The 19,666-nt window shown below is 67.0% G+C and carries 14 protein-coding genes; 4 read left to right on the top strand and 10 right to left on the bottom strand.

Annotated elements, in window-relative coordinates; genetic code table 11:
• Window positions 1-26 precede the first annotated feature (26 nt).
• The 3 genes from AZC_RS26165 to AZC_RS18820 form a co-directional block, all read right to left on the bottom strand.
• A complete protein-coding gene (locus AZC_RS26165; protein WP_244421740.1) occupies window positions 27-1,577 on the bottom strand; it encodes a cell wall hydrolase in 1,551 nt (516 codons plus the stop codon).
• A 227-nt stretch (window positions 1,578-1,804) separates the two neighbouring features.
• Window positions 1,805-2,740, bottom strand: a complete 936-nt coding sequence (locus tag AZC_RS18825) for an ArgK/MeaB family GTPase (RefSeq protein ID WP_012172177.1) — start codon at window positions 2,738-2,740, stop codon at window positions 1,805-1,807.
• A gap of 208 nt (window positions 2,741-2,948) precedes the next feature.
• Window positions 2,949-3,260, bottom strand: coding sequence for a glycine zipper domain-containing protein (locus AZC_RS18820; protein ID WP_052286002.1), 312 nt, complete (start codon window positions 3,258-3,260; stop codon window positions 2,949-2,951).
• A gap of 326 nt (window positions 3,261-3,586) precedes the next feature.
• Between AZC_RS18820 and AZC_RS18815 the strand changes: the two genes are divergently transcribed.
• Complete coding sequence (locus AZC_RS18815) at window positions 3,587-3,928, top strand: rhodanese-like domain-containing protein (protein WP_012172175.1); 342 nt, start codon at window positions 3,587-3,589, stop codon at window positions 3,926-3,928.
• Between the two features lie 17 nt (window positions 3,929-3,945).
• On the opposite strand, the gene AZC_RS18810 is transcribed toward AZC_RS18815, so the two are convergent.
• From AZC_RS18810 to AZC_RS18800, 3 genes are read right to left on the bottom strand one after another with little or no spacing between them, the layout of a single operon-like run.
• Window positions 3,946-5,064 carry a sensor histidine kinase gene (locus tag AZC_RS18810; protein WP_244421739.1) on the bottom strand — a complete coding sequence of 373 codons (1,119 nt, stop codon included), beginning with the start codon at window positions 5,062-5,064 and terminating at the stop codon, window positions 3,946-3,948.
• Window positions 5,064-5,501, bottom strand: a complete 438-nt coding sequence (locus AZC_RS18805; protein WP_012172173.1) for a response regulator — start codon at window positions 5,499-5,501, stop codon at window positions 5,064-5,066. The genes AZC_RS18810 and AZC_RS18805 overlap by 1 nt, the downstream gene beginning before the upstream one ends.
• The gene (locus tag AZC_RS18800; protein ID WP_012172172.1) at window positions 5,494-6,999 is read right to left on the bottom strand and encodes a sensor histidine kinase; all 1,506 of its coding nucleotides are present in this window, start codon (window positions 6,997-6,999) and stop codon (window positions 5,494-5,496) included. Before AZC_RS18800 ends, AZC_RS18805 begins: the two co-directional genes overlap by 8 nt.
• A gap of 254 nt (window positions 7,000-7,253) precedes the next feature.
• Here AZC_RS18800 and AZC_RS18795 point away from each other — a divergent pair, with 254 nt between their 5' ends.
• Together AZC_RS18795 and AZC_RS18790 are read left to right on the top strand one after the other, a co-directional pair.
• The gene (locus AZC_RS18795) at window positions 7,254-8,636 is read left to right on the top strand and encodes a glutamine synthetase family protein (protein WP_043879599.1); all 1,383 of its coding nucleotides are present in this window, start codon (window positions 7,254-7,256) and stop codon (window positions 8,634-8,636) included.
• A 182-nt stretch (window positions 8,637-8,818) separates the two neighbouring features.
• The gene (locus AZC_RS18790) at window positions 8,819-12,289 is read left to right on the top strand and encodes an autotransporter domain-containing protein (protein WP_043879598.1); all 3,471 of its coding nucleotides are present in this window, start codon (window positions 8,819-8,821) and stop codon (window positions 12,287-12,289) included.
• 275 nt (window positions 12,290-12,564) lie between these two features.
• On the opposite strand, the gene AZC_RS18785 is transcribed toward AZC_RS18790, so the two are convergent.
• Both AZC_RS18785 and AZC_RS18780 read right to left on the bottom strand, forming a co-directional pair.
• The gene (locus AZC_RS18785; RefSeq protein WP_043879597.1) at window positions 12,565-14,184 is read right to left on the bottom strand and encodes an ABC transporter substrate-binding protein; all 1,620 of its coding nucleotides are present in this window, start codon (window positions 14,182-14,184) and stop codon (window positions 12,565-12,567) included.
• An 88-nt stretch (window positions 14,185-14,272) separates the two neighbouring features.
• Window positions 14,273-14,488, bottom strand: a complete 216-nt coding sequence (locus AZC_RS18780) for a hypothetical protein (protein WP_012172168.1) — start codon at window positions 14,486-14,488, stop codon at window positions 14,273-14,275.
• A 134-nt stretch (window positions 14,489-14,622) separates the two neighbouring features.
• Here AZC_RS18780 and AZC_RS18775 point away from each other — a divergent pair, with 134 nt between their 5' ends.
• The gene (locus AZC_RS18775) at window positions 14,623-15,519 is read left to right on the top strand and encodes a PD-(D/E)XK nuclease family protein (RefSeq protein WP_043879596.1); all 897 of its coding nucleotides are present in this window, start codon (window positions 14,623-14,625) and stop codon (window positions 15,517-15,519) included.
• Here AZC_RS18775 and rpoD read toward each other — a convergent pair.
• Window positions 15,516-17,513 (bottom strand): RNA polymerase sigma factor RpoD, encoded by a 1,998-nt coding sequence (gene rpoD, locus AZC_RS18770; RefSeq protein ID WP_043879595.1) that lies wholly within the window; start codon window positions 17,511-17,513, stop codon window positions 15,516-15,518. The two genes, AZC_RS18775 and rpoD, sit on opposite strands and share 4 nt — an antisense overlap.
• 178 nt (window positions 17,514-17,691) lie before the next feature.
• Complete coding sequence (gene dnaG / locus AZC_RS18765) at window positions 17,692-19,623, bottom strand: DNA primase (protein ID WP_012172165.1); 1,932 nt, start codon at window positions 19,621-19,623, stop codon at window positions 17,692-17,694.
• Window positions 19,624-19,666: the final 43 nt, after the last annotated feature.

Genomic DNA, 19,666 nt, shown 5'->3' with positions numbered 1-19,666 from the left:
TTTGATTCGGGAAGGTGCCGAGCCGGTCAGCTCGCCCAGCGCTTGGGCCGGTAGAAGGTGTGCACCCCGATGCGGTCCAGCTTGCGCATCTCCCGTACCCAGGAGGGGTGGACCCAGTAGGCGTGGTAGTGGGTCGCGGGTCCGACGCTGTCGAGCCAGAGCTTGCCGTCCAGCATGTCGGCGGCGATCTCCTTGGCCTGCACCCACATGTCCGGCTCGCGCACCACGTCCTTCACATCGTCGCAGGCGAAGGTGAACTGGCAGGCGAGGTGCCGGTGGGCGTTCTGATAGACGGTCTTGCAGACGTCATTGGGATAATAGCCCGAGAAGACGCGGTTCATGACCACCTGCGCAACGGCGATCTGGCCGCGCTTGGGTTCACCCCGGCTCTCGAAATAGATGGCTTCGGCGAGGCACTTTTCGGCGCGGGCCCGATCCGGGCCGGTGAGGCCGAGACGCTCGGCGAATGTGGCGCCGGCCGGTCCCGTGCGGCCGAACAGCGGCTCGCCCCGCTCCGGCGGCGGCGAGAGCGGCATGGGCACGAGGCTCGCCGGAATGCTCACCAGCGAATGCTCGAAGGGCTGCGCCGGGAAGACATCGGGATTGACGCCGAACACCACCGAGCGGTCGCGATAGAGAGGGCTCTCCTCACCGTCCGCGCCGGTGCCGACATCCGCCCAGCCCTGATCGTCGGGCAGTGTGGGGAAAAGGGCGTCGCTGCCGATGCCGCCGTGCCGCTCGGGCGCGGCGAGCGCATTCGGGTCCACGTCGGCGCCGCTGATGTCCGGCCCGAAAAGCTCCGGGCTCGCATCGTCGCTCGCCACCATCTGGTCCTCGATGCCGGGCAGCGAGAGCAGGCTGTCGAGGGCAATTTCCAGATAGCCGTTCGTGGCCACGGGAGCGGGGCCGAAGAGGGCGGGCGTCTCGGCGTCCGCGGGGGCCGCGTCGTCCGCATCCGGCGTCGCGGCCGCGAGGGCCGGTGCCGGGACCGAGGGAACGGCACTCGCGGCATCGGGGAGCGCGGCCACGATGACGGGCGATGTGGGGGCCGCGATGACGGCCTCGGCCGCAGCGCCGGCTTCCGGTGCGCGGGGTGCCTGCACAACTGGCGCCAGGGCATCGGCGGCGGGGGCGAGGGCGGAGGCCCGTGCCGGATCCTCTGCTGCGGAGGGATCGGCAGAGGGCGGAGCCGCAGCGGGCGCAGAGGCTTCGGTTTCCGCCGGCTTCACCGGTGCATCGAGCACAAGCGGCGGGGGATAGGCATAGCCATCCTCCTCGGCGCGGGCGGGGATCTTCGGCGCCGCGCGGCTGGTGACGCGGGCGGGGTCGGTGGCGGCGGGACTGTCAGGCACGGTGAAACCGAGGCCGCTGCCGATGGCCGGCGGCAGATCGAGGGTCGCCACCTTCAGCGCCTTCAGCGGGCTGCTCAACAGCATGTTGGGCGTGCGGTCGGAGAAGCTGCGCGAGAGCATGGCGTCGGACGGCAGCGACTGCGCCAGCGCCCGCTGGGCGGCGGGGCCCGCCGCGACGGTGGAGGCAGCCAGCGCGGCGAGCCCATAGGCAGCCTGGCGCAGCATGCCGTTCCGCCGGCCGCGGGGCCGCTCCGGCTCGCGGCCGTCGCGCGCACGCAAGTCCTCACCACGCGCGACGCCATCGCGTTGCGCGCCCTTCGGCCGTTCCGCCATCCCTGATGCCCCGAACTGTCAGGCGGGGCTCCACGGGCCTGCCGGCGGGACCGGCGGGCAGGAACGCACCCGCGCACCCGGCGCAGCGCCGGACACGCGGCTAGAATGATTTATCAACCTTACCCGCCGGTTAAGCATGTCGCGAGAAAGGCCTCTCGGGTGAAGGGACCGCTCTCGGGCACGGCGAGCGCCCGGGCTCGGCGCAGCCCGTCGGTGCCGAACCGCACCTTGACCGCCTCCTCGACCCAGCGCTTTTCCTGCGTGGACCGCCGGTCGGAGAGGCGATCGTCCGCGTCGAGGAAGGCGCGGTGGTTGGCGACGGCCTCGGCAAAGGCGTCGATGCCTTCCCCCGTCGCGGCGGAGAGGCGAATCACCGGCACGCGCCAGGCGCCGTCTTCGCCTGCAAGCGCCAGCGCGCCGCTCACGTCGGCGGCTGCGCGGCGGGACATCTCGGCCATGTCGGCCTTGGTCACCACGATGACGTCGGGCAGTTCCATGACGCCCGCCTTCATGAACTGGAGGCTGTCGCCGGAGGCGGGCTGGATGCACAGCACCACCGTATCCGCGATGAGGTCGATGTCCGCTTCCGACTGGCCGACGCCGACTGTCTCCACGATCACGAGATCATAGACCGCGCGCAGCAGCACGGCGGCGGCCACCGCATCGTCCGAGAGGCCGCCCAGCCGGTCCCGCGCCGCCATGGAGCGCACGAACACGCCCCGGTCCTCCGGATCGGTCTGGATGCGCGCGCGGTCGCCCAGCAGGGCGCCGCCGGTGCGCCGGGAGGAGGGGTCCACCGCCAGCACCGCCACGGTGCGGCCCGCGACGCGGGCGCGCTGCACGAGCACGTTCGTCAGGGTGGACTTGCCGACCCCCGGCGGGCCGGTGAGCCCGAGAACCTGCGCGCGGGCGTTGGCGGCAGCGGCATCGAGCAAGGCGGTGAGGGCGGGTGTGCCGCGCGCCGTCTCGACGCCCGCGAGCGCTGCGGCGACGGCACGCTTGCCGCCGGTGGTGAGGTCATCAAGGGAGGGCAGTGCAAAGCGGGTGCGCGTCATGGCCGCACTCTAGAGCGCGATCCGCTCGGATTGCATCAATCTGAGCAGTGAATCGCCCTCCAACTCCTGAAAACGAGACGGATCCGGCTCCGGAGCGCGTCGCCGCCGCAGAAATGAAACCGGACGCAGAAAGTAAAAAGGCGCCGGCCGAAGCCGACGCCTTTCCACTGATCGGAACCGTGCGGGGGAACGAAACCGACCAATAGCTCTACTGGCAATATCCGCGCGACACGCGGATCACCTGCCCGTTGGGGTACCGGTAGAAGCACCGGTTCCCATTCCAGAAATAGTACGCCGGAGGCGGCGGCGGGGGGCGGTTGACCTGCGAGCCGACAATGGCGCCGGTCGTACCGCCGATGAGGGCTCCGGCTACGGCGCCGCCGGCCTTGCCGCTTACGGCACCGCCGATCAGCGCGCCGGCCACGCCGCCGAAGATCGCGCCCGGCACCGCGTCGTTCTGGGCTTTCGCCTCACCCGACACGCCCATGAGCCCGATGGCTCCTGCGACCAGCGCGATCATCCACGGACGCCCGTGCATCGATCCTCTCTCCGAACCGCCGCTCGGCGGCAACGCGATAACGCCATCCACCTATCAAATCGAACATGAACGGCAGATGAGCGGCGCCGGTTCGGGAGGAAATTTTGGTACAATCTTACGTTGTGTAAGGTATCCAAATGGCGCAAAGAGGTGCTTTGGTACGTTGTATTCAACGCATGCGATTATCCTGCGGAGATGCGCGCGAGCTGTGACGACGCGAGGGACATGCGGGGAGCGGGCGCGTCGCGAAGCGCTTGCCAGCCCGCGCCCGCATGGGGCAGTTTGGACGCCGAAATGGAGATCGCCAGATGAGTGAAATCAATCCCTTCGGCGGCCGCGTCGTGCATCTCACGCCGGCGGACGTGAAGGCCGGTCTGGAGGATGGCACCATCCTGCTGGTGGACGTGCGCGAACCCAATGAGACGACGGCCGAGCGCATTCCCGGTTCCGTCCTTTTCCCCCTGCAGACGTTCGATGCGTCAGCCTTGCCGGACCCGCAGGGCAAGAGGCTCGTCTTTTCCTGCCGCTCCGGCCAGCGCTCCCAGAAGGCGCTCGCCCTCGCGCAGGCGGCGGGCCTGCCCTATGAGGAGCATATGCAGGGCGGCATTCTCGGCTGGAAGGAAGCGGGCTTCCCCACCGACGTCGGCTGAGCGGCCAGCGCCGTTTATCAGTGGGCGCTCCGGCCGTCCTGCGGCTGGAGCGGAAACTCCATGCGCACGGACGTGCCCTTGTCCTTCGGCAGGAAGGCCAGCGACGCCCCCAGCTTGGAGGCCATGGCGGTGACGATGCGGTTGCCAAGGCCGTTGCCCTTGGCCGCCGTCTCGCCGCCGAGACCGATGCCGTCGTCCTCGACACTGAGACGCGCCTGCGGCCCGTCCACCGCCAGCGTGACGCGCACCGGCCCCTTGCTGCCGGGATAGGCATATTTCGAGGCGTTGATGACGAGTTCGGTGACCACCACGCCGAGCGCCACTGCCCGATCCGGATCGATCTCCAGCGGTGCGATGTCGGTGTCGATGGTGATGCCCACATCGCCATGCTGGGCGGAGATCTGGAGGTCATCCAGCAGCGCGCCCAGATACTGGTCCACCGACACGCTGCCCACCTGCTCGGACGTATAGAGCCGGCGGTGCACCTGCGCGACGGCGGCGACGCGCCCGCGCGCGTTGCTGAGCGCCGTCTGCACCTCCTCATTGTCGGTGGCGCCCGCCTGGAGGTGCAGCAGCGACATGATGATCTGCAACGAATTGCCGACGCGGTGGTTCATCTCCCGCAGCAGCATCGCCCGTTCGGCCGCCAGCGCCTCGAAGCGGTCGCGGGCGGCGCGGATCTCGGCCTCCGCCGCCTCGTGGGCGCGGCGCATCTTCACCTGTTCAAGGGCGGCGTTGATGGCGGAGGTGAGGAGTTCGATGAAGTCGCCCTGGACTTCCTTGACCACATAGTCCGCCGCCCCGGCCTTCAGGGCCGCGACGGCGACGCGGCTTTCCTGTGTGCCGGTGACATAGACCACGGGCGGCGGGGCGGGCAGGGCGCGGATGGCCTCCAGCGTCTGGAGCCCGTCCTGGCCGGGCATGTAATGGTCGAGCGCCACCACGTCGATGCCGCCGGCGCGGATACGCTCCAGCCCTTCCACCCCTGAGGCGGCGGTCTCCACCGCATAGCCGCGGCGACCGAGCTGGCGCTGCACAAGACGCGCGAGCCCCGGATCATCGTCAATATAGAGCATCCGGATCTCGGTCGCCCCCGCCATGTCCGGGGGGGCGTCCTTGCGCGCCGCTTCGCCCATTACTTTGCCTCTGGCACCTGGATGACCGAGAAGAACAGGCCGAGCTGACGCACGGCATTGGAGAAGTTCTCGTAATTGACCGGCTTTGTCACGTACACATTGGCGCCGAGGTCATAGCAGCGCTGGATTTCCACCTTGTCGTCGGTGGTGGTGAGCACCACCACGGGCGAGCGCTTGAGGTGCTCGTTTTCCTTGATGCGCTTCAGGATGTTGACCCCGGTGGTGTCGGGCAGGTTGAGGTCGAGCAGGATCAGTAAAGCACGCCCCGCGTTCACCGCGCCCGTTCCGTCCGGTCCGAACAGGAAGGAGATGGCGCTGGTGCCGTCGGTGAAGGGCATGATCTCGTTGAGCACGCCGGCGCGGCGGATGTTCTTCTCGATCAGCCGCGCGTGGCCCGGATCGTCCTCGATCATGACGATGGTCACATGCTCAGGCATTCTTTCCCCCATGAGTGTCGACAACGAGCTTGCGGGGCAGCGTCACCTTGAAGACGGTGCCTTGCCCCAGTTCCGAGTCCAGCGTGATGCCTCCCCCAAGGCGCCGGACGAGGGCCCGCACATGGGCGAGCCCGATGCCTTCCCCCGGCCGGTCCTGCGGACCCGAGCGCCGGAACAGCTCGAACACCCGCGCGCGGTCGTTGGGATCGATGCCGCGGCCGTTGTCGCGGATCATGTAGGTGATGTAGCCGGGCGTCTCGCGCGCCGAGATCTCGATCAGGCCGGGGACTTCCGGGCGCAGGTACTTCACCGCATTGTCGATCAGGTTCGTGAACACCTGTTCGAGGGCGAGCCGGTCGGAGATGATCGAGGGCAGGGGCGTGATGCTGACCTTGGCTTCGCGGTCCATCAGCTGGTGCGCCATGGTGGCGGTGATGGCCTGCATCAGCTCGGTGACGTTGATGGCGGCGGGGGCGAATTCCTTCCGCCCCTGGCGAGAGAGATCGAGGATGGCGTTGATGAGGCGGTCCATCTTGGTGATGGACGCCTTGATGAAGCCGAAGGCCTCGCTGAAGTCCTTGTCGAGGTCCTCGTCCGAGTCGGAGGCCTCCTCGCCCACGCGGCGGCGCAGGTCGGCAAGACGGTCGAACAGGTCGGTGCGCAGCGCTTCCAGTTCGCTGGTGAAGCCCATGATGTTGACCAGCGGCGCGCGCAGGTCATGGCTGACGATGTAGGCGAAGCTCTGGATCTCGTTATTGGCTTCCTGGAGGTCGGCGGTGCGCTCGGCCACCCGCTGCTCGAGGATCTGGTTGGCGCCTTCCACCTCGTGATGGGCGCGCCGCAGGGCGTCGGCGGTCTTCTGGGCGAGCCGCAGGCCGATGACGGCGATGATGATGAGGGCAGCGACGCCCACGAGGTTGACGATCAGCAGCAGGAAGCTGGAGCGGCTGGAGGTCTCCGAGCGCTCCGCCAGCAGCGCCTGCTCGGTCTTCTGCATGGTGGCGATGATGGCGCTGATGTCGCGCGTCAGTCGCTCGCCGCGATCGGTGCGCACCACGGCGAGGGCGCCGGTGTCGTTTCCGGACCGCTTGAGAAGCACGGTGTGGCGCAGTTCATCCTGCTTGGCGCGCACCAGATCGGTGAGTTGCTCAGCCGCGGCGAGGCGGCGCGTGTCGCCCCGCAGGCGCTCTCTGATCTGGTCGAGGAGCGGCCCCATTTCGGCGACCGACGAATCGAAGGCGCCCAGATAATCGGTGTCGCCCGTCAGCAGGAAGCCGCGCTGGGAGCTTTCCGCGCGCAGCACCTGGTTGCGCAGGGTGGAAAGGTCATTCTCCATGAGCAGGGTCTGGGTGACCTGGTTCGCGTCCTCGCGTGTGCGGTTGATGAGGAAGAGCGACGCGACGCTGATCACGACGAGCACGGCCAGGCCACAGCCCATCATGGTGGCTTGGAGGAGCACCTGGCGGCCGGACCGAGCGGGGAGGGTGGGTGTGCTCACGGGCGGCTCCGGTCCACAGCCGGCCCTTGCCTTTCAAGGCCGCAGGCCCGACGATGCGCCCATCCGCGCATGACAAAAGCGCGCAGGGGCGCATGCCTGCACCCCCACGCCGCGGCCATCGCGACTGGCAGCCCCTTGTCCAAGACCAAACTCCCGACACGCATCAACGGAGGCAATAAGCTCCGCTGAAGCTTGTCGGTTCCATCGAGTCGCGCTTGGATGATGGAAAAATCGCATTTTTTTACGGAAGTCACATGCAAGCTGCCGAATGCGACCCCGCCGCGGGCGCCGAAGCTGCTCCGTCGGGGGACGAAGCGGCCGATTTCATAGCCCGTTTCGGACAGCCGGACATCGTCGAGGTGCTGCTGCCCGATACCAGCGGCGTGCTGCGCGGCAAGTGGGTGCCCGGCACCAGCATGGGCAAGATCTGGCGCGACGGCGTGCCGATGCCCCGCTCACTGTTCGGCCTGGATATCTGGGGCCGGGAAGTCAATTCCACCGGCATCCATATTGAGACCGGCGACCGTGACGGCCTGTGCCGGCCCATCCCCGGCACGCTGAAGCCGGTGCCCTGGTCACCGCGTCCGGCGGCGCAGGTGCTGCTCACCATGCATCAGGACGACGGCGCGCCCTGGATGCTGGACCCGCGCCAGCAACTGGTGCGGCAGGTGGAGCGGGCGCGGGCGCTGGGCTTCGAGCCCACGGTGGCGTTCGAGCTCGAATTCTATCTGCTCAAGCCCTGGGGCCCCGGCGAGGCGCCGGTGCCGATCTTCCCGCACACGGGCGAAGCCCGGCAGAACATGTATTCCATGTCCGATCTCGATGCCTGCGCCGGCGTGCTGCACGAGATGCGCGAGGCGGCCAAGGTGCAGGGCCTGCCGGCGGACACGGTGATTTCGGAAGCCGCGCCGGGGCAGTTCGAGATCAATCTCTATCACCGCCCCGATGCGCTGGCGGCGGCGGACGAAGCCATCCTGCTGCGGCGCCTCATCGATGGCGTGGCCCGCCGGAACGGCATGCGGGCCACCTTCATGGCCAAGCCCTTCGCCGAGTTCGCGGGCAATGGCATGCATGTGCACATCAGCCTTGGCGGTGTGGACGGCACGAATGCCTTCGCCCGGCCCGACGGCGTGGGCGAGCGCCTGTTGCGCTATGCGGCGGCCGGCCTGCTCGCCACCATGAAGGACACGCTGCTGTTCTTCGTGCCGAGCTTCAACGGCTATCGACGCCTCGTGCCCGCGAGCTATGCGCCCACCGGCATCAGCTGGGGCTATGACAATCGCTCCGTGGCCGTGCGCGTGCCCAACGGACCGCCGGCCGCCCGCCGGCTGGAACACCGCATCGCCGGGGCCGAGGCCCATCCGCATCTGGTCATGGCGGGCATTCTCGCCGGCATGCTGGAAGGCATCGAGCGGGAAATGGAGCCGCCGCCGCCGCTTAGTGGCAACGCCTTCGAGGGCGAGACGGAGCGGCTGTCGCCCTCCATGGCCGCGGCGGTGGAGGGCTTCCTCGCTTCCGACTTCATCACCCGCACCTTCGGCGCGGACTACCAGCGCATCTATGGGGTGATGAAGCAGGAGGAATGCGGGGCCTTCACCCGCGCCATCCTGCCGCTGGAATATGAGACTTATCTGTAGCTTAGCCGCAAAAAGAGGGGTCCGGTTGTGGCATTCCGGGCACGCCCGGTTCGCCCCGCGCCGTCGTAGCGGTCTACCGCATTGACCTAACCGCAGGTGCCCGTCACCGTCGCCCCATCCTGGTGGGGGCGATCGTGATGAATGCGGTGGGGCGGAGCGCTGGAACGGCGCACGGTGGAGCGATGTCGCGCGGCAGCCGGCGCGCGATGCGGCGCGCATGGCTGGCGGTGATGCTGGCATCGGTGGCGCTGCCGCCGGCGGCCCATGCGGCCGACGCCCTGACCTGGTCGATGTACAACAGCTACAGCCAGTCCTACTTCATCGAGTATGCGCGGGGCCTTTCGGGCGCGCTCTCCAATGCGACGACGATGAATTTCAACGTGTCCGTGGCCGGTCACACGCTCTATCCCACCATGGATACCGGCTCGACCGGCCTCGTCATCTCCGCGAACGTTCTCGGCCTCAGCACGACCGCACCGGTGAATGCGCAGGCGGGCTGGGTCTTCTACAACAGCTCGGGCCTGCTGCTGACCGGCTATTTCAGCCAGCAGAATGTCCAGTTCTCCGGCAAGGACGCCAACGGCGCGGCGACGCCCGTGGTCTCGAACGTGCCGGTGCTGGTGGTCACGCAGGCCCAGTGCCTCGGCGTCGGTGCCAACTCGTCCACCTGCGATGCCGCAACCTCGGTCAACGGCGTGCAGATGATGGGCATCGGCTTCGATCGCAACACGATGGGCACGGGCGTGGTGAACACGTCCAATCCCACGGCGGCGGCGGCCCGGCTCGACGCGGCGCCGACCACGCCGCAGATCTACAATCCCTTCCTCAATGTGGTCACCAGCGGCTCGGGCGCCTATCGCAACGGCTACATCATCACGCCCACGGGCGTTTATCTGGGGCTGACCGAGGCCAACACCTCGGCGCAGGCCTACAGCTATGCCCAGCTCGCGCTGGCTCCGAAGCAGACCGCCGGCGCGCCCCAGTGGCTGGCGACGACGGTGACCGTGACGGTGACAACCCCCGCCGGGGCCAGCACGCCGGCCAGCAGCGCCTCGGGCAAGGGCACGCTGCTCATGGACACGGGCGTGGAAGACGCCTTCATCGGCATTCCCAATGGCGGGTCCATCACGCCGGCCTCGAACACCGTGGTGACGCTGCAGCTCGGAAACGGCATCGGCACCTACAGCTTCACGGTGCCGAGCAGCACGAGCCCCGCCAGCACCAATCCGCAGACGCCGACCCGGGTGAGCTTCTTCGATTCATCCTCCGGCTTCATCAATTCCGGCCTGCACACCTATGCCGGCTACAACGTGCTGTATGATGCGGACGGCGGCTTCATCGGCCTCGCGCTGAACAATTATCCGGGCAGCACGGCGCAGGTCACGCAGATGATCGCCGCGCAGGGCACCCTCAATCTCACATCGGACTTCGCCACCAACCTGCCGGTGCTGCTGATTGCGAATGCGACCGTCGCGACGGCTTCCGGCTCGACCGCCACTTTCAATAGCGACTTCACCGGCACCGGCCAGCTCACCCTGCAAGGCGGTAGCGTCACGTTGAACGGCCAGCTCACCCATTCGGGCGGCACCGTGGTGGCGAGCGGCACCACCCAGCTCGGCGGCACGCTCATCGGCTCCCTCTCCGTACTGGCGGGGGCCACCTTCCTTGATGCCAGCGGCGGCTACACTGTCGCTGCGGGGCGCACCCTCTCGAACGCCGGAACCTTTACCGGGCCGTCCTCGGTGAGCGTGAGCAATGCCGGCACCGTGGTGAACAGCGGCACCTTCGCGGTGAGCTTCAGCAATTCCGGTACGGCGACCAACACCGCGACGGGCGCCTTTACGGCGAACATCGCGAACTCCGGCGTCTTCCTGAATGCCGGCTCCATCGCCGGCAACGTGACGAACACCGGACAGTTTACCAGCGCTGCCACCGGCACCATCGCCGGGACGGTGCAGAACTCCGGCCGCTTCACCAACAACGGCAGCATCGGGCCCGGTGCGGCCACGCCCCCGGCCATCGTCGCGAACACCGGAGTCTTCGTGAACGCCGGCGGCATCACCGGCAATGTGTCCAATGCCGGCCAGTTCACCAACAACGGCACCATCACCGGCACCGTCGAGAACACCGGCACCTTCGGCGGCAACGGCACCGTGGGCCATCTGCTGGTGCGCACCGGCGGCGCTCTGTCGCCGGGCAATTCCATCGGCACCCACGTCGTCCGGGAGAATGCCACGTTCGAGCCCGGAGCCGTGCTGCTGGCCGAACTCGGCACGCCGGGCACATCCGACCGGCTGATCGTGGGCGGCACGCTGACGGCGGGTGGCGCCGTGCTCGTGCCCATTCCCGGCGAGGGTTTCGCGCCGGCGCTCGGGGCCGGCTACCGCGTCTTCTCGGCCGGCACGACGGCCTCCAACTTCACGGTCGGCGGTCCCTATTTCGGCACGGCAGGGGCGGTCTATCCCTTCCTCTCGGCGAGCCTCGGCTCCGGCGCCGACAGCGGCCTCCTGACGCTGAACCGCAGCGCCGTCTCCTATGCGGCCCTCGCCCCCACCGCCAATGCCGCCGCCGTCGGGCGTGCCGCCGATACGGTGGCGCTCGCGCAGCCGCTGGGGCAGGCACTCGCGGTCATGCCGGGGGCTGCGGCGCCGGCGGCGCTGGCCAGCCTCTCCGGCGAGATCTATGCCTCCGCGCAAGGCGTGCTCCAGGTTCAGTCCTCTTACGTGCGCAACGCCGTGACCGGCCGTCTCGCGCAGGCGGAAGGCGCGCCGGGCACGGCGCAGCTCGCGCCCGTCGATGGCTTCGGAACGACGCTCTGGGGGCAGGCCTACGGCGGGTGGGGCAGCACGGCCAGCGACGGCAATGCCTCCGCCGTGACGCGGTCCCTCACCGGCTTCCTCATCGGTCTCGACGGGCGTCTGTCGGACTGGCGGGTGGGCGTGGCCGGCGGCTACAGCCAGTCGGACTTCAGCACGGACAGCCTGCCGGGCAGCGGCACCAGCGACAATTACGATCTGGCCCTCTATGCCGGCCGCACCTTCGGGGGCGATGCCAACGGGGCCTTCGCGCTGCGGGCGGGTGCGGCCTATGGCTGGCACGATCTCTCGGTGAGCCGCACCGTCACGGCGCCAGGTCTCGTGGCCGGCTATGGCACCGGCTATTCGGCGGGAACGGCGCAGGTGTTCGGCGAACTCGCCTATACCTACGCGCCCAGGACCGAGGGACTGCCGGTGAGCCTTGAGCCCTTCGCCGGTCTCACCTACACGGCGCTGTCTACCAACGGCTTCACCGAGCCCTTCGGGCCGGCGGCGCTCCGGGCACAAAGCGCGAGCTTCGACACGCTGAGCACGACGCTGGGCCTGCGGGCGCGCACGACGGTGCAGGTGGGGGCCGTGCCCGTGGCGCTGACGGGCAGCGTCGGCTGGCAGCACGCCTTCGGCGATGTGACGCCCACCACCACCTTCACGTTTGCGGCCGGCTCGCTGCCCTTTACCGTGGCGGGGGCGCCGCTCGCCACCGACGCTCTGTTGCTGGGCCTCGGCGCAGGCGCGAAGCTCGCGGACAATCTCGACCTGTCGCTCGCCTATAACGGCCAGATCGCCTCCGGCTTCACGGAGACGGCCGTGAAGGGGATCCTCTCCTGGCGCTTCTGAGGGCTGGGGTAGGGGCCTGGCGCTGCTTGTGGGCGCCCGGCCTTGCCCCCTCCCTATCCCTCCCCCGCAGGCGGGAGAGGGGACCTGTGGTGCCAGCGGGGAGCGGGTGCTTTCACAGGGGCGTTGAGCCCCATTGCGGACCGCTCTCTGATCGAGCGGGAAGCCCTCTCCCGCTTGCGGGGGGAGGGTTGGGAGGGGGCACGGCCGGGCGCGACGCCGGCCGCTGAGAGGGGCGCTGGGAGCCCACGAGCCCCCAAACGCCGCCCCGAAGCGCATTACCCCTTGGTGAACTGGCGATAGTCCGGCTCACGGTGGAACCAGAACTCGTAGCCCGAGACGCTCTTCTGCATGGCGACGTCATGCATGGGCTGGTTGAGGGGCACGATGGGCACCTCGGCCATGCACATGGCGATGAACTGCTTCACCGTCTCGGCGTATTCCGCCTTGTCGGCGCTGAAGCGGGCCTTATCGATCAGCTTGTCCATCTCCGCATTCTTGTAGGCGGAGATGTTGAAGATCGAATTGTTGCCGTGCAGGTTCCAGTAGAAATAGTATTCCGGATAATCCAGCCAGCCGCTGAACCTGTTGAGCACCATGGGGAGCTCCTTCTTGTTCAGCGTCGTGCGCCAGTTGGCGCCGGGGATCTTCTCCACTGCGGCCTTGATGCCGATCTTGGCGAGGTTTTCCTGAATGAGCAGGGCCGTGGGCTCGCCCACAGTCGCGGTGCCCACATCCAGCGAGAGCGTCGTTTCCAGCCCGTTCGGGAAGCCGGCCTCCACCATCAGCGCCTTCGCCTTCTCAAGGTCGGTGGCATAGGGGAAGGGCTGCGGCCACACCGGCTCGGCGGGCGTCGTGCTCTTGGCGCCATACATGGGAATGGCGCGGCCGAAGAAGGCGTTGTCCTGGATCTGCTGGTAAGGCATCGCCCAGGCGATGGCCTGGCGCAGCTTCACGTTGTCGAAGGGCGGCTTCGACGTGTTGAGGGCGATGTACCAGAGGCAATTGGGGATCGGCACGCCGACCACCTTCACCTTGGCCTCCTTGATGAGCTGCTCGAAATCCTTGGGCGGGAAGCCGGCGGAGAGGTCCGCATCGCCCCGCTCCAGCATGGCCCGGCGGGTGCCGGCGGAGGGCACGTCGCGGATGATGATGCGGCGGATGGAGGGGAGCTTGCCGCTCTTCCAGCCGTCGAAGCGGGTGAGGATCGTCTCCGAGCCCGGCTTCCAGCTCTCCACCTTGTAGGCGCCGCCGCCGGCCGTGTTCGTCTTCAGCCAGTTCATTGCCCACGGATCGTCCGCCATGGCGTTTTTCTGGGCGAGGGCGGAGTTGATGACGAAGGGCACCACCACCGCCACGTTGAACAGCAGCATCTTGTCCTTGCGCAGATAGTCGATGCGGAAGGTGTGGTCGTCCACGACCACGAACTGCTCCTTCTTCTCCAGCGAGCCCGCCGACATCTGGAAGGTGGGGAAGCCGCCGACGCTCACCGCGCGGTCAAAGGACCACTTCACGTCCTTGGCGGTGACGGGCGTGCCGTCATGAAAGACGGCGTCCTTGCGCAGGTGGAAGGTGCAGGACATGCCGTCCGCCGCCTCTTCCCAGCGCTCCGCCAGCTCCGGCGCCAGCGTCGCCCGGTCATAGGAGAGCGTGCCGTCGGGCAGCGTCTTGGGGGCATAAGTGAGCAGGCGGTCGTACGTGTTCCAGGAAAGGCCGTTGACGGTCTGGTTGGAGCCGACGCCATGCATGTCGAGGCTGTTGGGGCCAAGCTCCTGCACCACCAGCAGGGTCTCGTTGCGGGCCTGCGCGGAAGCGGTGCCGCCCAGAAGCAGCGACAGGCCCAAAGTTCCGGAACCCTTCAGCAGCGTGCGGCGGTCGAGCGGCAGTTCAAACGGCATCCTGTTCCTCCTCGGCGGCACGGTTTCGTACCGTTGCCGCAGAGGTAAGCAAGGCTTGTGCCTGCCGCTCGGAGGGCTGGCCAGCCCCTCAGAGGCTGAGCATGGCGTAGATGACGGCCGCGCAGGCGGCGATCAGCGTGGCGCAGATCAGGCCGGCTTGCGGAAATGGCGCGGGACGATCATTCATACCGCCATGCTGCGCCCACAGGCTGGCGCGGAACTGTTGTTGCTTCGCAACGAAAAAGGCCCGTCGCGGGGGCGACGGGCCTTCGGGTTCGATGGGCGGGCGGCTGAGCTTGCGCAATGCCTTGCTTCCTGTCGCCAGCCTTAACTGACGGCCACCGCTCGCCGTTGAAACCGCAGCAGCTGTATTCTGACTTATATCATCGTACCGCCGATTCGATTTTACCCGCAGCCGTTTGTTAGAGGAGAGTTGCCATGGCCGCGCCGTTCAAAATGCAGGAACGTGACCTGGATCTGTTCATTCTCGAAGAACTTCACGCCAATAGCGGCTTCGCGGACTGGTTTGCCGAGCAGATCGGCATTGCGGAAGCGAAATTCTTAGGAGCGGAGCATTCCGTTTCGGCGAAGGTAAATGCAAAATGGGGAGAGACCGACGTTCTCGCTTATTTCAACCAGGGGGAAGATATCATTGCCGTCCTGATCGAGGATAAGATCAGTGCTGCATTCACTGAAAATCAGTGCCAGCGCTATCACGAGAGGGGAAAAGACATAATCGCTCTCGGGAAGGCTACAAAATACCGGACAATTCTGATTGCGCCCAAGTCCTATATCGATGGCGTGCCGACGACCGAGGAATGGTGCGTTCGGCTCTCTCTTCAACAGATAAAAGAGTGGTTTGCGGGCAGAGAGGGGGCTCACTCGGCTTGGCGCGCGGCTGCGATTCACGAATGTCTGCGAAATGTAAACAGAATGCTGTTCGCAACTGATCCCGAGCGGAATGCGTTTGTGGAGGAATTTTCAGATTATTTGAAAAATAATTATACCGGTTTCTCTCATGATCCGACGGGCGATCGCTATGGGATATCGATTAAATTTGAAAATAGGCCGAACGGATTTTCGATATTCTGGAAACTGAACAAAAATATTGTTGATCTTCAAATCATGAATGGTCTGCGCGGGCGAATCAAAGATGCCGAAAAATTGGTGGGCATCATCGACCATTCCACGGAAAGTACGGGAATGCTCGGCATCCCCGTCAGCAGCGCCTCTTGGGACAGGCCGCTCTCGGAGCAGATGGATGTGGTGAGCGAAGTCGTGGCCGCTTGCCAACGACTTCGCTCCCTTGCCCTTGAGATCGCCGCGACGCCCTAGTTGTCGAGGAAGCTGCGCAGCTTGCGCGAGCGCGAGGGGTGCTTGAGCTTGCGCAGCGCCTTGGCCTCGATCTGGCGGATACGCTCGCGGGTCACGGAGAACTGCTGGCCCACTTCCTCAAGGGTGTGGTCCGTGTTCATGCCGATGCCGAAACGCATGCGCAGCACACGCTCTTCGCGGGGCGTGAGCGAGGCCAGCACGCGGGTCGTGGTCTCGCGCAGGTTGGACTGGATCGCGGCGTCGATGGGCAGCACCGCATTCTTGTCCTCGATGAAGTCGCCGAGGTGCGAATCTTCCTCGTCGCCGATGGGCGTTTCGAGGGAGATGGGCTCCTTGGCGATCTTCAGGACCTTGCGGACCTTCTCCAGCGGCATACCGAGCTTCTCGGCCAGCTCTTCCGGGGTCGGCTCGCGTCCGATCTCATGCAGCATCTGGCGCGACGTGCGGACGATCTTGTTGATCGTCTCGATCATGTGCACCGGGATGCGGATGGTGCGGGCCTGATCGGCGATCGAGCGCGTGATGGCCTGCCGGATCCACCACGTGGCATAGGTCGAGAACTTGTAGCCGCGGCGGTACTCGAACTTGTCGACCGCCTTCATGAGGCCGATGTTGCCCTCCTGGATGAGGTCCAGGAACTGAAGGCCGCGGTTCGTGTACTTCTTGGCGATGGAGATCACAAGGCGCAGGTTCGCCTCCACCATCTCCTTCTTGGCCTGGCGGGCTTCCTTCTCGCCCTTCTGCACCATCTGCACGATCTTGCGGAATTCTGCGATCTCGAGCGCCGTCTCGGTGGCGAGGGCGTGGATGTCGCCGCGCAGGGTGTGGATGCCGTCCTTCTCGTGGGCGACGAATTCCTTCCAGCCCTTGGAGCCGAGCTTGGAGACCCGCAGCAGCCACTTCGGGTCGAGCTCATAGCCCTGGTACTGGCGCAGGAAGTCGTCGCGGGCGACGCCATAGCTCTCCGCGAGGCGGAGCAGGCGGCCCTCGAGGCTCACGAGGCGCTTGTTGATCTCATAGAGCTGCTCGACCAGCGAATCGATGCGCGCCTGGTTGAGCGACAGCGACTTCATGTCGAGAACGAGGTCTTCCTTGAGCTTCTTCGCCTTGCGCTCCTGCGCGGGCGAGAGGGTCTCGTTCTTCAGCTTCGATTCGACATTCTGGTCCTGGAGGCGGCGCAGCTTCTTGTAGTTGTCGGCGATGCGCTCGAAGGTCTCCAACACCTTCGGCTTGATCTCCGTCTCCATGGCGGCGAGCGACAGGGAATTCTCCATGTCGTCTTCGTCATCGCCCGGAGCGGCGCTGTCGTTGAGGAGGCCGTCCTCGCCGGCTTCGGGCGCGAGCGCCGTCTCGCCCTCGATCACCGGACCCGCCTTGCCCTCGGGGCCGGCATAGGTGGCTTCAAGGTCGATGATGTCGCGCAGCAGGACGCGGCCTTCGGTGAGCTCGTCGCGCCAGATGATGATGGCCTGGAAGGTGAGGGGGCTTTCGCACAGGCCGGCGATCATGGCCTCGCGGCCCGCCTCGATGCGCTTGGCGATGGCGATTTCGCCCTCGCGGGAGAGCAGTTCGACGCTGCCCATCTCGCGCAGGTACATGCGTACCGGATCGTCCGTGCGCTCGCCCGGCTCGGACTTGGTCTCGGAGCGGACGACGGCGCGCGGGGACTGCTCGGCGAGTTCGCCGCTGTCCACCTCTTCCGGCTCGTCGGCGGTCTCGCCTTCCTCGCTGGCTTCCTCGGCTTCCGCCTCTTCGGCCTCGATGACGTTGATGCCCATGTCGTTGAGCATGGCGAGGGTGTCCTCGATCTGCTCGGAGGTCACCTCCTCGGAGGGCATCACTTCATTGAGCTGCTCGTAGGTCACATAGCCGCGGCGCTTGGCAGACTTGATCATCTTCCGGACAGCCGCGTCCGAGAGGTCGAGCAACGGCCCGTCGGGGGCGTCGACCTCCTTCTCCGGAGCTTCGGTCGTCTCGGTGGCCTGCTTCGCCATGGACATCTCCTGCACATCGCCGCGCGGCGGCGAAAGCGGTGTGCCGCCTGCGCGCCACCGCTCATCCCAATTCAAACGCGGGCCACCCTATGGCGATCCCGTTAAACCAGCCTGAAGGCCGCTCCAACCCCAAAAAGAGGCGGCAGGCCCCCTTGGCCCTTCAAAAAGCGCAGAGCGGCTAGACGGATTTGTGCGATCCGCGGCCGGACGAGGCGCCGAAACCTTCCACCAGGGCCTCCGTTCCCTCGGCTGCCGAAAGGCGCTCGCGCACATCGCGCAGCCACGCGAAGTTCGCCTCGCTCGGATCGGAGCCCAGGGAACGTTCAGCTTCCCTCAGTTCCTTAGATAGCGCGTAAGCCTTTTGATGCAAGGCCGCGCGCTGCAACCACCAGAGCCTTGCGTCCTCCGGAGCGGTGTCGGGATAGGCCGGCCAGTCCATCTTCGGATTGGCGAAGGCCCGCACGCGCTGCGCGAGGGCGTCGAGATCCTCGCGCGTCAGATGTTCGGTGAGCGCCTCGCCCTCATGGGCGCCTTCCAGATGCGCCTCCAGAAGCGCGCGCCGGAGCCGGTCCGCGTCCTTGTTGGCAAAGGGCAGGCCGGCGACCTCCTCGGCATATTCGTCCATCAGCCAGGGATGGTTGATGAGGCAGAAGAGCAGCAGCGCCTCGTTGCGCGGCAGGCTGGCGAGAGGCCCCCGCACCACCGCAGATCGTGCCAGCTCCGTGCCCGGCACCAGCGGCGGCTCGCGCATGAAACGGCCGTTCTGGGGCCGGAAATTGCCCGAGCGACCGGGCGCAGCGCTCCAGCCGCCCTCGAATCGGCGCGGCCGGTTCTCGCTGCCGGGGGAGAGCAGGCGGCGCAGGCGATCCTGCAGATCCTGCTTGTAATGGCGGCGGACGTTCTCGTCCTGAATGGCGGCCACCGCCTCGCCGATGCGCGCTTCCAGCGCCGCCCGGCGCTCCGGCGTCTCGAGGTTGCTGCCCTCGGTCTCCCGCGCCCACAGCATGGCGGAGAGCGGCTGCGCCTGCGCCAGCACGCCTTCCATGGCCTCGCGTCCGCTGGCACGGATGAGGTCGTCCGGGTCCTGCCCGTCCGGCAGCGCGCCGAAGGAGAGGCTCTTGCCCGGCTTGATGTGGGGCAAGGCAAGCCCCACCGCGCGGAAGGCGGCGCGGCGGCCGGCCTTGTCGCCGTCGAACAGCAGCACCGGCTCGTCCGCCATACGCCAGAGCAACTGGAGCTGCTCCTCGGTGAGGGCGGTGCCGAGCGGGGCGACGGCACCCTCGAAGCCTGCCTCCACCAGCGCGATCACGTCCACATAACCTTCCACCGCGATGACGGGTGCGCCCTTCTGGACGGCGGCACGGGCGGAATAAGCGTTGTAGAGCAGAGAGCCCTTGTGGAAGAGCGGCGTCTCCGGCGAGTTCAGGTATTTGGCCGGAACGTCCTTCTCCAGCGCCCGGCCCCCGAAGGCCACGACGCGGCCCTTCAGATCGGTGATGGGGAACATCACCCGGTCCCGGAACCTGTCGTAGGGCACGGGAATGTCGTCACCGGCGATGAGAAGGCCGGTCTCGACCATGTCGGAGACCGGGACGCCCGCCTTGCCGAGCGCCTCCTTCAGCGCGAAGCGGTCGCCCGGCGCGTAGCCGAGGCGGAAGCGCTTCTGCGTGGAGGGGCCGAGCCCGCGATCGGAGAGATAGCCCCGTGCCTTGGCGCCGGCCCGTGCCTGAAGTTCCGCCTCGAAGAAGGCGGCGGCCATCTCCATGACCTCATGCAGCGTGCGGCGGCGGGCCTCCTTGGCGGCGGCCTCCGGCGTGACGTCCGGCAGCGGCAGGCCGGCCATGGACGCGAGCCGTTCCACCGCTTCACCGAAGGGCAGGCCTTCGGTCTCCATCAGGAAGTCGAACACGTCGCCGTGCTTTCCCGAGGAGAAGCAGTGATAGAACCCCTTCTGGTCATTGACGAAGAAGGAGGGCGTCTTTTCCGCATTGAAGGGCGAGAGGCCGGCGAACTCGCGGCCCTGCTTCTTCAGCTTGACCCGTCGCCCCACCACTTCCGAAACCGGCAGCCGGGTTCGGATCTCGTCGAGGAAAGAGGGCGGGAAGCGCATGGGCCTATTTAGCACGGGTGCGGGATTCTTGACAGATTACGTT

The sequence above is a fragment of the Azorhizobium caulinodans ORS 571 genome (genome assembly GCF_000010525.1).
Lineage (GTDB): Bacteria > Pseudomonadota > Alphaproteobacteria > Rhizobiales > Xanthobacteraceae > Azorhizobium > Azorhizobium caulinodans.
Note: the sequence above shows the minus strand (reverse complement) of the source record. Positions and strands in the feature narration are given on the sequence as shown.